Genomic DNA, 12,730 nt, shown 5'->3' on the forward strand with positions numbered 1-12,730 from the left:
TAACATAATCTTCAACACTGAATGATTAATCCGCTCGCCGCTGCAGCAGTTTTGCCATATTAATCGACTCAACCAGCTGTGTTCGGTTAACTCGTGGTGAGTTTAGATCCATCACTTTTTGCCATAGTTCGATGGCTTGCGCGTAATTCGCCTGCATAAACGCATCTGAAGCCAGCAGCATCAGGGCGGTGATTTCATTACTGTCCAGCGCGAGGGCTTTGTCGATCATTGCGCGAGTCTGGGCGGTCATATGCTGGCTGGCCTGGTAATAAAGCACCGTCGCCAGCGCCGCATACAGTTCAGCGTTCTCACCACGTAGTTGCAACGCCTGACGGTACGCCAGCAGCGAATTGCTGTAATCGTTTTGCCACAGATAGTACTCGCCCAGCAACGCCCACTGTTCACTGTTTTGTGGATTGGCGCGGATTTTATCCTGCAATGCCTGAAGCTGCGCTTCCGGGGTTTGCTGGCTGGCAAACTGATGTAGCGGATCGCGCTGACGCTGATACTCCGCACGTACCGCCTGCCATTTCGGGCTTAACAGATAACTGCCGACACAGAGAAATACCATCAAAATCGTGAGTGTTGTCAGCATGTTCACCGGTATTTGAGGCTGTTTCATCGCTTCGCCCTCACTCGCCAGAGGATCAGTGCCATCAGCAGTAACAACACCACTGGCAGCGCCCACAACACCAGCGTCTGACCAGTTAACGGAGGGTTATAGCGAACAAAATCTCCGTAGCGTTCGGTCATCCAGCCAATGATTTCAACTTCGTTTTTCCCCTCCGCCACCATACTGTAAACCTGATGGCGCATACTGACCGCCACTGGCGCGTTGGATTCCAGTAAGTTCTGATTCTGGCACTGCGGACAACGTAACTGGCTGGCAATATTTAACGCCTGTTGCTGTTGTTGCGGATTGGCGAATTGCCAGGTGTCTACGACCTGAGCGTGCGCAAAACAGGTAAATAGCAGCAGCAAAGTGAGAAGCCCTTTATTCATCGCGCTTCCTCCCCCGCCATCCGCTTAACAATGCGCCTGCAATCATCAACAATCCTCCCCCCCAGATCCAGCGCACACCGCTTTGTACATACAAACGAAAAGCGTAACGATCCGCTCCGGTTTTCTCGCCCATGACCACATACCAGTCATGGATGCCGTTCCAGCGAATTGACGGCTCCATCATTTGCTGACGGCGTGCTTCATAGAAACGCCGCTCCGGCGTTAATTCACCAATACGTTGCTGATGGTCAAACAGTGCCACTATCGCTTTTTCGCTGGTGTAATTGCCTTTGGCTTGCAGATCGAGGCGCTCAAACCGGAAGGTGTATCCTGCCAGTTTTACCTGCTGCCCCGGCTGTAAATTCAGGCTGATCTCCTGACGGCTGACGCTGGAAACCACGATCCCCGCGGCAAATAACAGCACGCCCGCATGCGCCAGCAGCGCCGGAAGCTGCGCGCGTTTGCCAGAGACAAACGTCGCCAGCACAATCACCACCAGCATCAACAGACCAAACGGTAACGTCGCGCGGTTAAAATACGGTGCGCCAACGGAGAGGCGTCCCCAGCCCAGCAAGCCGTAAATCATCGGATAAAGCGTTCCCACCAGCACGATCAGTAGCACCGCGCAAAACAGCAACAGCGTAGCGAGGATTAACATTTCTCGCGATAACCCTGAAAAACTCACCGCCGGGCCACCGTCCCGCGCTCGCCAGCCATACAGAGCCAGAGACGCAAGGCTAATCAGCGCAAACAGGCTGAACAACGGCACGGCGCGGACGTTATCCAGCGCGAACGCATGAACCGAAACCAGAATGCCAGAACGGACAATCAACGTCCCCAGCAGCGACAGCATCAGAGTAACGATCGCCAGCAGCAGCGACCAGTGGCGGAAAATCCCCCGCTGGCGTGTCAGGGATAAACTGTGCAGCAGCGCGGTGGCTGAAAGCCAGGGTAATAAAGAGGCGTTTTCCACCGGATCCCAGAACCACCAGCCGCCCCAGCCCAGTTCGCAATAGGCCCACCAGGAACCGAGGATGATCCCCGCCGTTAATGCGCTCCAGCCAGGTAACGCCCAGCGCCAGCAAATTCGGGCGCTGGCCGCATCAAACTCGCCGCGCAGTAGACTCGCCAGCGCCACGCTCGCCGCTACCATCAAACCGCCATAGCCAAGGTAAAGCAGCGGTGGATGAAAGATAAGACCGGGATGTTGCAGCATCGGATTGAGATCGCGGCCTTCGATTGCTGGGGGGAATATCCGCACGAAGGGATCGGACCACAGCACCACAAACAGTAGCAGTGCGGCGATCATGAGAGATAAAACGGCTAGCGTCAGCGGAAATAGCGGATCGGTTTGCTGCCGATAATGCCAGGCAAACAGCGCGCTCCAGGCGGAAAGCAACAGCACCCAAAGTAGCAACGAACCTTCATGACCGCCCCACACCGCCGCCAGTTTGAGTTCCCACGACAGCAGGCTGTAGCTATGTTGTGCGACATAAATGACCGAGAAATCGCTGATGAGAAAACAATACGTCAGTACGCCAAAGGCGAGCAGCAGGAGTGTGAACTGCGCCAGAATGCCAATGCTGGTGAGCCGCATCATGGCAGGCCAGCGCAACCGCACTCCCACGAAGCTCATCAACGGGGTCAAAACATTGACCCCGAGACTTAACAACAACGCCAGAAAACCGACTTCAGGAAGGAATACGTCCAGAAACCACCTCTTTTCTGGCTTACGCCACCGTCAACTGTCCGGCGTAGAGAATGAAAAAGCGCAGCATCAACACGCCGACCAGGCTGGCCCCACACGCCGCCAGCACGGCAGGAATGCCGGAACTGCGATTGACCCACGGTTTGAGCAACATTGGCACAATCAGCCCCAGCCCAGCGACACCAAGCCAGAACCACCACGTCCAGAAACCGCCACCCAATGCCACCACCAGCGCACGCACTTTACCGTCATCGCCCAGCGCCAGACCGACAAAAAACGCCACCAGCAGGAAAATTTCACCCCATACCACAGGGATTTCCATCCGGTGAACAAAGTGCGCTTCCGTGGAATGCGGGTTACTGCGTTGGCGTATCACCATGGCGATCAGCGCCACCGCCGCACCGGACGAGATGCCGGAGAAGAGGAACAGCACAGGCAGGATCGGGTTATTGAGGAACGGATACGATTTCAGCGCCGACAGCAGAAAGCCGGTATAAGCCCCCAGCAGCACCGCCAGCACCAGCATCAACGTTTCCAGTCCGCGATGAACGGGCGTCAGCAGGCTCAAGACCTTTTGCACGCACCCCAACTTCGGCAACCAGCGTTGTTGCAGGGCAAGCAAATCGTGTTCAAAGATTTTCGCCAGCCACAGCACCAGCACCACCATGTAGAGCTGAAACAGCATCACCCCCATCGACATCACCGAGGTAAAACTGTAGTGGAACATCAGCTTCCAGAAGGTCCACGGACGCGTCAGATGAAAGACGAGGATCAGCAGGCCGAGGATCACTGCGCCAGGCCCGACAATCAGCGTGGTGCGCAGCAACGTACTGTCTGCACCACCCGCCTGCGGGTAGAAGCGACGCAGCAACACCGCCAGCGTCACCAGTCCGGCAGAGATCCCCACCAAAAACAGATAGATGGCAATCGGCCAGTCCCACACCAGCGATTCAAAATGAAATGCGGAAGCCTGAGTCATTGGCTCACCTCCCCGTATTTAAACGGCACGCGGTACAGCTTCGGTTTGGTTCCCAGCGCCAGCTTGTAGCGGTAAGTGGGCTTCTGGCGCAGCAGTTGTGAAATCTCACTGTTGGGATCGTCCAGATTGCCAAACGTCAGCGCCTTCGTCGGGCAAGCTTCAACGCACGCGGGTAACTTACCGGCCTGCAAATTAGTCTTGCGGCAGAAATCGCATTTGTCCGCTGTCTTCGTGACCGGATGGATAAAGCGCACGCGGTACGGACAGGCGGCGATGCAGTACTGACAACCGACGCAGAGATCCGGATTAACATCGACAATCCCACTGGCGGCATCGCGAAAAGACGCACCCGTTGGGCAGACGTCAACGCACGGCGCATGATCGCAGTGCTGACAAGACTTACGGAAGAAGCGATATTTCACATCAGGAAATTCGCCCTGCGGCTCGCTACGAATAATCGTCAGGCGCGACACACCTTCCGGCACCTTGTTCACTTCCCGACAAGCATCCATACAGGCGGTACAGCCGATACATAACGACTCGTCATGCACCATGCCGTAACGCACCCCATTGATATTCAACGTTTTCGCCACCACGCGCCCCGCGGTGCCGCTAACGGCTGCCAGCACACCGACGCCGGTGAGAAACTGGCGACGTGACCAGGTCATGGCTGCTCCTTAAGCAACGGAACAGACGCCGGGTTAAAGTTCGGATTGGTGCGCTGATCGCTGTGGCAATCGACGCAAATCTTAATCCGTCCTTTGTCACTTAACGTCTGCATCGTATCTTGCTGTGGATGCAGGGAATGGCAGCTGGCGCACGCCACTTTGGTTACGTGAACATCGTGCGGCCAGAACGCTTTTTGCAACTGTTCCGGCAGATGGCAGGACATACAGACGCTGTTCTGCTCTCCAACCTTGTACATCGGCTCGTTAAAGCGCATCACATCTTTCACCCCTTCGCGGTGTTGCGGTGATGGCTGGCCGTGACAGTTGGTGCAGGTGACCGGCAGTTTGTTATTCGGGTTGATAACGGAAGCATGTTTGCCATGCATACCTTCGGTATCTGGCTTATGACAGTCCAGACAGGCGGCATCCGGGTTACGCTGCTGGGTAACTTCGTAGCGATCATCAGATGCCTGCGCCGCAGGGGTAGCGGTAATTCCGTTCAGGCTCCACAACAGGACCGACGCCAGCACCCCAGCAGTTAATAACGAACGTAATACGCTCATATTCACTCCATTTTGTTTTCCGCCCCTTGCGAGGCGGAACGGGGATTATTGGCTTAACAGACCGTTTTTACGTGCCTGCTCTTCCCACTGCGGGATCACCGTTTTGATGAAATCCTGTTTCTCGGCTTTGATTTGCTCCATGTTCAGGCCAATTGCCTGCTGGGCTTTCTCTTTGGTCGAGATATCCGGGATCTGGATTTCATGGGTGATGCCTTTGGTCGCCAGCAGGCGCGCCAGTTTGGTACGCGCATCCGCCGCTTTATCCATCGCAGTACCGAGCATCCGCAGACCTTCTTCCGGTGCGTGCATATGAATGCCGTGGGAAGCGATCGCCAGATCCCAACGCCACTGGGCATGACGGATATCGTCCTGAATCGGCTTCATTTCGGCTTCCGTCGCGCCTGCGTCCAGTGCAGCTTTCGCTTCGAAGTGAGCGTGAACCAGTTGATCTTCAACCTTGATTTTCAGGTCGTTAATCGACTGCTTACGTTCCGCGACCACTTTTTGCAAGGCGGCTTTGTCCTGGGTATGGCAGTTCGCACAAGTCTGGGCGAAGTTATCAAACGGATTACCAATTTTATGGTCGGTGTAGAGTTTGCCTTCGGCGTTCTGCACTTTTGGCATATGGCAGTCGATACAGGTCACGTTGTTTTTGCCGTGAATGCCCGCTGTCCAGGTTTCATATTCCGGGTGCTGCGCTTTCAGCATTGGCGTTTTCGACAGGGAGTTAGTCCAGTCAGAGAAGGCAATTTTGTCGTAATACTGCTCCATATTTTCGACTTTCATGCCGTCATCCCACGGGAATTTAACCGCTTTGTTTTTACCGTCGAAGTAATACTCCACATGGCACTGACCGCAAACCATCGATTGCTGGTCGAAACGTCCAACTTTCTCAAAAGGTTTGCCAATGGCTTCCATTGCACGCGCCGCATATGGACGGGAAAGGGTTAACTCCGGCTTACCTTTGGCGAACTCTGGTGAGGCGGTGTTATGGCAGTCGGCACAACCTAAGTTGTTGACGATTTCCGGGCCGCCGCGCGCCCATTTACCGTGGAAGTAGCCATCTTCGCCGTCTTTCTGGATCAGGCGCGCCACATCCGGGCTTTTACAACTCCAGCATGCCATCGGTAGCGGACCATCTTCGGCGTTTTTCGGCGCACCGGTACGCAGAGTTTCACGCACATCGGTCACAGCAAAGGCATGTCCACGCGGCTTGTTGTAATCGCGCGAGAAGGGATACCCCGCCCACAGGATCACCAGCCGTGGATCTTCCGCCAGCGCGTCAACACGCTCTGACTGTTCCGAGGTGGCTTTCCAGGAGAGATATTGATCGGGATGCTGTGGGGCAAAGGTTTCATTCTTCGCTTCCACAGTTACAGGTTTCGCGGGAGCGGCCGTTTGTTCAGCGTGAACAGAAGTGAAAAAGAAAAAAGGAATCAACAAGCTGAAGATACGGCGTGCGTTTATTTTTATCCTTGTCATAGGGGCTTTATCCAAATTTTGCCATTGAGGCAATGGCAGTTTTTATTGTTTTTTCATGACAGTAACCGCACATACACTGTCATGACATTGCTCGCCCCTATGTGTAACAAATAACCACATGCGGAATGTTGTCTTTAATCAATTGTAAGTGCATGTAAAATACCACTTTAGAGTTAGTTGATAATTTCCTCCATTTCAAACACATGCATAACTGCATGTTCCAGAAAGAAAATGCCAACTTTTGTTGGTGTCCTTCAAAAATAATCCTGTCGTTTATTTGCACAATTCTACTTTTGCGTGATCTGCCGCCCAAATACTAAACAAAACTGCCAATACCCCTACATTTAACGCTTATGACACATATTATTAACATCCTACAAGGAGAACAAAAGCATGAGCCAAATACACAAACACACCATTCCTGCCAACATCGCAGACCATTGCCTGATAAACCCTCAGCAGTACGAAGCGATGTACCAACAATCAATTAACGCACCAGATACCTTTTGGGGCGAACAGGGAAAAATTCTCGACTGGATCAAACCGTACCAGAAGGTGAAAAACACCTCCTTTGCCCCCGGTAATGTGTCCATTAAATGGTACGAGGACGGCACGCTGAATCTGGCGGCAAACTGCCTTGACCGCCATCTGCAAGAAAACGGCGATCGTACCGCTATTATCTGGGAAGGCGATGACGCCAGTCAGAGCAAACATATTAGTTATAAAGAGCTGCACCGCGACGTCTGCCGCTTCGCCAATACCCTGCTCGAGCTGGGCATTAAAAAAGGTGATGTGGTGGCGATTTATATGCCGATGGTACCGGAAGCTGCGGTCGCGATGCTGGCCTGCGCCCGCATTGGCGCGGTGCATTCGGTAATTTTCGGCGGCTTCTCGCCGGAAGCCGTTGCCGGACGCATCATCGATTCTAACTCACGGTTGGTGATCACTTCCGACGAAGGTGTGCGCGCCGGGCGTAGTATTCCGCTGAAGAAAAACGTTGATGACGCGCTAAAAAACCCGAACGTCACCAGCATTGAACATGTGGTGGTACTGAAGCGTACTGGCGGAAAAATCGACTGGCAGGAAGGGCGCGACCTGTGGTGGCACGACCTGGTTGAGCAAGCCAGCGATCAGCATCAGGCGGAAGAGATAAACGCCGAAGATCCTCTGTTTATTCTCTACACCTCCGGTTCTACCGGTAAGCCGAAAGGCGTGCTGCACACTACCGGCGGTTATCTGGTGTACGCGGCGCTGACCTTTAAATATGTCTTTGATTATCATCCGGGCGATATCTACTGGTGTACCGCTGATGTGGGCTGGGTTACCGGACACAGTTATTTGCTGTACGGCCCGCTGGCCTGCGGCGCGACCACGCTGATGTTTGAAGGTGTACCGAACTGGCCGACGCCTGCCCGTATGGCGCAGGTGGTGGATAAGCATCAGGTCAATATTCTTTACACCGCGCCAACGGCGATTCGCGCGCTGATGGCGGAAGGCGATAAAGCGATTGAAGGCACCGACCGTTCGTCGCTACGCATTCTCGGTTCCGTGGGCGAGCCAATCAATCCGGAAGCGTGGGAGTGGTACTGGAAGAAGATCGGCAACGAGAAATGCCCAGTGGTCGACACCTGGTGGCAGACCGAAACTGGCGGTTTCATGATTACGCCGCTGCCTGGGGCGACCGAACTGAAAGCCGGTTCTGCAACGCGTCCGTTCTTCGGCGTACAACCGGCGCTGGTGGATAACGAAGGTAATCCACAAGAAGGTGCCGCTGAAGGCAGTCTGGTGATCACCGATTCCTGGCCGGGTCAGGCGCGTACGCTGTTTGGCGATCACGAACGTTTTGAACAGACCTACTTCTCCACCTTCAAAAATATGTATTTCAGCGGCGACGGCGCGCGTCGCGATGAAGATGGCTATTACTGGATCACCGGGCGCGTGGACGACGTGCTGAACGTCTCTGGTCACCGTCTGGGGACGGCGGAGATTGAGTCGGCGTTGGTGGCGCATCCGAAGATTGCCGAAGCCGCCGTGGTGGGTATTCCGCACAATATTAAAGGTCAGGCGATCTACGCCTACGTCACGCTTAATCACGGGGAGGAACCGTCACCAGAACTATACGCAGAAGTCCGCAACTGGGTGCGTAAAGAGATTGGCCCGCTGGCGACGCCAGACGTGCTGCACTGGACCGACTCCCTGCCTAAAACCCGCTCCGGCAAAATTATGCGCCGTATTCTGCGCAAAATTGCGGCGGGCGATACCAGCAACCTGGGCGATACCTCGACGCTTGCCGATCCTGGCGTGGTCGAGAAGCTGCTTGAAGAGAAGCAGGCTATCGCGATGCCATCGTAACCCACAATTGCCCGATGTGAGTCGGTAACGGTTTGTAGGCCTGATAAGACGCGACAGCGGCGCATCAGGCACTGGTTGCCGGATGCGGCGTAAACGCCTTATCCGGCCTACATTCGGCAAGGGTTACCCGAGCGTTAACCTTCTCCCATAAGGGAGCGGGAATTAAAACAATCCCTACATTACCTCTGGAGAATCTGTGATGAATGGTACGATTTATCAGCGGATAGAAGACAATGCGCATTTCAGGGAGTTAGTCGAAAAACGGCAACGGTTTGCCACCATCCTGTCGATTATTATGCTGGCAGTTTATATCAGCTTTATTTTACTGATCGCCTTCGCGCCCGGCTGGCTGGGCACCCCGCTGAATCCGAACACCAGCGTCACACGCGGTATTCCCGTTGGCGTTGGGGTCATTGTTATCTCCTTTGTTCTCACTGGTATCTACATCTGGCGGGCGAACGGCGAATTCGACCGTCTAAATAATGAAGTCCTGCATGAGGTACAAGCATCATGAAAAGAGTTCTGACGGCGCTTGCCGCCACACTCCCTTTCGCAGCTAACGCCGCGGATGCTATTAGCGGGGCCGTTGAGCGCCAGCCAACAAACTGGCAGGCGATTATTATGTTCCTGATTTTCGTCGTGTTCACGCTCGGCATTACCTACTGGGCGTCAAAACGCGTACGTTCTCGTAATGACTACTACACCGCAGGCGGCAATATCACTGGCTTCCAGAACGGGCTGGCGATTGCCGGGGACTATATGTCTGCCGCCTCATTTTTGGGGATCTCCGCGCTGGTGTTTACTTCCGGCTATGACGGGCTGATCTACTCGCTGGGCTTCCTGGTGGGCTGGCCAATCATTCTGTTCCTGATTGCTGAACGTCTGCGTAACCTGGGCCGCTATACCTTTGCGGATGTGGCTTCTTACCGCCTGAAACAAGGGCCGATTCGTATTCTTTCGGCTTGTGGTTCTCTGGTGGTGGTAGCGCTTTACCTTATCGCCCAGATGGTCGGCGCAGGTAAATTGATTGAACTGCTGTTCGGCCTTAACTATCACATTGCGGTGGTGCTGGTTGGCGTGCTGATGATGATGTACGTCCTGTTCGGCGGCATGCTGGCGACCACCTGGGTGCAGATTATCAAAGCCGTTCTGTTGCTGTTCGGTGCCAGCTTTATGGCCTTTATGGTGATGAAACACGTCGGCTTTAGCTTCAACAATCTGTTCAGCGAAGCGATGGCGGTACACCCGAAAGGTGTCGACATCATGAAGCCGGGCGGACTGGTGAAAGATCCGATCTCCGCACTGTCGCTGGGGCTTGGGCTGATGTTTGGTACGGCTGGCTTGCCGCATATTCTGATGCGCTTCTTTACGGTCAGCGATGCACGCGAAGCGCGTAAGAGCGTGTTCTACGCTACCGGATTTATGGGCTACTTCTACATCCTGACCTTTATTATCGGCTTTGGCGCGATCATGCTGGTCGGTGCGAATCCGGAATATAAAGACGCTGCGGGCCATCTGATTGGTGGTAACAACATGGCGGCAGTTCACCTGGCCAATGCGGTGGGCGGCAACCTGTTCCTCGGCTTTATTTCAGCGGTTGCTTTCGCCACTATCCTCGCGGTAGTTGCGGGTCTGACGCTGGCGGGCGCTTCCGCGGTTTCGCATGACCTGTACGCTAACGTCTTCAAAAAAGGCGCAACCGAACGTGAAGAGCTGCGAGTCTCGAAAATCACCGTGCTGATCCTCGGCGTGATTGCCATTATCCTCGGCGTGCTGTTTGAGAATCAGAACATCGCCTTCATGGTGGGCCTGGCGTTTGCCATCGCCGCGAGCTGCAACTTCCCAATCATTCTGCTTTCCATGTACTGGTCGAAGTTGACTACTCGTGGCGCAATGATGGGCGGTTGGTTAGGGCTGATTACTGCGGTAGTACTGATGATCCTCGGCCCAACGATTTGGGTACAGATCCTCGGTCACGAAAAAGCCATCTTCCCGTACGAATACCCGGCGCTGTTCTCCATCTCCGTGGCATTCCTCGGCATCTGGTTCTTCTCGGCAACCGATAATTCAGCGGAAGGGGCGCGCGAGCGTGAACTGTTCCGTGCGCAATTTATCCGTTCCCAGACCGGCTTTGGCGTTGAGCAGGGCCGCGCGCATTAATCTCCACTAGCCTCTGGTCACCTGACCAACGGTAAAAAGGTGCGATGTACTGCACCTTTTTACCGATTACACCGCCAAAGCGTTATTGGTTCTCTTCTATTAACAACGCTTCCAGCAAATCAAGATCGTGTAACAACTTTTGCAGCGTTTCGTTGCTGATCTCCCGCGTGGCGCGCAGGTGATAAAGTTCCGCACGTTCAGAACGCAACGCCGCCAGACGGAAGCGACGCTCCAGGTTCTCTTCCTGGACAGAACTTTCAACGTCGTTTCGGCCGTCGGCGCGACGACGCAGGTTACCGATGACGCGAGAGCTGACTTCGGTAAGCAGCTGGTTGTCGATATTCTCTTCAGTGTCCGCCGCCAGTCGCTCTTCCATTTTCTGGATCGCCACAATCGCCACTTCTGCCGTTGCCGCGCGCGCAATGCGTTCCTCTTTCAACTGCTGAGAATGATCTGCGACTTCAATGTGTTGCAGAAGAACAGGCAGCATCACCACGCCAACAAACAGCGAGAAGAGAATGACGCCAGCCGCCAGGAACACCAGTTCATAACGCGCCGGGAAGACGTTGCCATCCGGCAACAGCAGCGGAATAGAGAGCACACCAGCCAGGGTGATAGCCCCGCGAACCCCGGCAAAAGACGCGATAAGAATTTCTCGTGTGGTCCACGAACCAAACTCCATCGGTTTCTTCTTCAGGAAGCGGTTACTGAACTTTTTCATCGTCCACAGCCAGCCGAAACGGACCAGCATGAGCGCTGCGTAAATCAAGATGATGTCGGTAAACAGCATCCAGATTTCGACGTTCGGGTCGATCTCTGCCGCCATCAGCGACGTCTCCAGAATGCCCGGCAGTTGCAGGCCCAACAGCAAGAACACCATGCCGTTAAAGACAAACTCCAGCATCGCCCAGGTGCTGTTCGCACGCAGACGCATCGCCAGCGGCGCACGGCGCATCACGCCTGAACGGGTAATGGTCATCCCGGCAGCAACTGCCGCAAGGATACCGGAAACGCCAATATGTTCGGCAATCAGATAAGAGGCGAACGGCAGCAGGAACAGCAGGACTATCTGTGTCGCAGGTTCATCGCCGCCCCAGCGGCTCAGGAAGCGCAGCGAGCGACCATATAGCCAGCTCACCACAAACCCCGCGAGAATACCGCCGATCGCGACTTTCATAAATTCGACCGTCGCACCGCCAACAGTGAAGATCATGGTCCCCATCGCGACTGCCACGGCAAACTTCAGCGACACCAGGCCTGAGGCGTCATTCATCAACGCTTCGCCCTGCAAAATGCCCATGATTTTTTTCGGTATTCGCCCTTCGCCAACAATCCCGGAGAGCGCCACGGCATCGGTCGGAGAGAGCACCGCCGCCAGCGCAAAGGCCGGAATTAGCGGAATGCCTGGCACCACCCAGTAAATGAGGAAGCCAATGCCGACTACGGTGACTACCACCAGCGCCAGCGCAAGACCGAAGATCTCCCGACCATGTTCGAGAAATTCACGAGTCGGCGTTTTCCAGCCATCAGCAAAGAGCAGCGGCGGGATAAACAAAACTAAAAAGAGTTCAGGATCAAACTCCACATGCAAACCAAACGTCGGCCACGCCAGTAGCGCACCAATGGCGATTTGCATAAGCGGAAGCGGGATCTGAAAGGGCATGACACGAGTGACCACCCCGGACAGCGAAACCACGAGGGTCATTATCAGTATGGTAAAGAAGATTTCCATGCGTTCCCTGTTTGCGATGTTTTATGGTTTGAGAAAGGCGTTATGCCTGAATTCTCAGTTTTTTCAGAATATCGCAAAAGCTCA

Annotated in this window: 11 protein-coding genes; 3 read left to right on the forward strand and 8 right to left on the reverse strand. The window is 54.5% G+C overall.

Translation table 11 applies throughout. From position 1 onward, the window contains the following. Positions 1–25: 25 nt before the first annotated feature. Genes nrfG through nrfA form a run of 7 tightly spaced genes read right to left on the reverse strand, consistent with a single transcriptional unit; the run spans position 26 to position 6,402 of the window. The gene (gene nrfG, locus AACS80_RS05090; protein ID WP_131161373.1) at positions 26–622 is read right to left on the reverse strand and encodes a heme lyase NrfEFG subunit NrfG; all 597 of its coding nucleotides are present in this window, start codon (positions 620–622) and stop codon (positions 26–28) included. Next, positions 619–1,002: a heme lyase NrfEFG subunit NrfF gene (nrfF, locus tag AACS80_RS05095; protein WP_001032531.1), complete on the reverse strand. Its 384-nt coding sequence runs from the start codon at positions 1,000–1,002 to the stop codon at positions 619–621. Before nrfF ends, nrfG begins: the two co-directional genes overlap by 4 nt. Further along, a complete protein-coding gene (locus AACS80_RS05100) occupies positions 995–2,713 on the reverse strand; it encodes a heme lyase CcmF/NrfE family subunit (RefSeq protein WP_135410837.1) in 1,719 nt (572 codons plus the stop codon). The genes nrfF and AACS80_RS05100 overlap by 8 nt, the downstream gene beginning before the upstream one ends. Before the next feature lie 19 nt (positions 2,714–2,732). Continuing rightward, positions 2,733–3,689 carry a cytochrome c nitrite reductase subunit NrfD gene (nrfD, locus tag AACS80_RS05105; protein ID WP_138183683.1) on the reverse strand — a complete coding sequence of 319 codons (957 nt, stop codon included), beginning with the start codon at positions 3,687–3,689 and terminating at the stop codon, positions 2,733–2,735. After that, positions 3,686–4,357, reverse strand: a complete 672-nt coding sequence (nrfC, locus tag AACS80_RS05110; RefSeq protein ID WP_000220281.1) for a cytochrome c nitrite reductase Fe-S protein — start codon at positions 4,355–4,357, stop codon at positions 3,686–3,688. The genes nrfD and nrfC overlap by 4 nt, the downstream gene beginning before the upstream one ends. Next, positions 4,354–4,920: a cytochrome c nitrite reductase pentaheme subunit gene (nrfB, locus tag AACS80_RS05115; protein WP_135410836.1), complete on the reverse strand. Its 567-nt coding sequence runs from the start codon at positions 4,918–4,920 to the stop codon at positions 4,354–4,356. The genes nrfC and nrfB overlap by 4 nt, the downstream gene beginning before the upstream one ends. Before the next feature lie 45 nt (positions 4,921–4,965). Further along, positions 4,966–6,402: an ammonia-forming nitrite reductase cytochrome c552 subunit gene (nrfA, locus tag AACS80_RS05120; RefSeq protein ID WP_138183684.1), complete on the reverse strand. Its 1,437-nt coding sequence runs from the start codon at positions 6,400–6,402 to the stop codon at positions 4,966–4,968. 393 nt (positions 6,403–6,795) lie between these two features. Between nrfA and acs the strand changes: the two genes are divergently transcribed. From acs to actP, 3 genes are all read left to right on the forward strand, one after another. After that, entirely contained in the window at positions 6,796–8,754 is a 1,959-nt protein-coding gene (gene acs, locus AACS80_RS05125; RefSeq protein ID WP_130205834.1) for an acetate--CoA ligase, read from the forward strand. 199 nt (positions 8,755–8,953) lie between these two features. Continuing rightward, positions 8,954–9,268 (forward strand): DUF485 domain-containing protein, encoded by a 315-nt coding sequence (locus AACS80_RS05130; protein WP_001337746.1) that lies wholly within the window; start codon positions 8,954–8,956, stop codon positions 9,266–9,268. Beyond that, positions 9,265–10,914: a cation/acetate symporter ActP gene (actP, locus tag AACS80_RS05135; protein WP_000832550.1), complete on the forward strand. Its 1,650-nt coding sequence runs from the start codon at positions 9,265–9,267 to the stop codon at positions 10,912–10,914. Before AACS80_RS05130 ends, actP begins: the two co-directional genes overlap by 4 nt. A gap of 82 nt (positions 10,915–10,996) precedes the next feature. On the opposite strand, the gene AACS80_RS05140 is transcribed toward actP, so the two are convergent. Continuing rightward, the gene (locus AACS80_RS05140) at positions 10,997–12,646 is read right to left on the reverse strand and encodes a Na+/H+ antiporter (protein ID WP_130205832.1); all 1,650 of its coding nucleotides are present in this window, start codon (positions 12,644–12,646) and stop codon (positions 10,997–10,999) included. Between the last annotated feature and the right edge of the window lie 84 nt (positions 12,647–12,730).

The organism is Escherichia sp. E4385 (assembly GCF_963883145.1).
Taxonomy (GTDB): domain Bacteria; phylum Pseudomonadota; class Gammaproteobacteria; order Enterobacterales; family Enterobacteriaceae; genus Escherichia.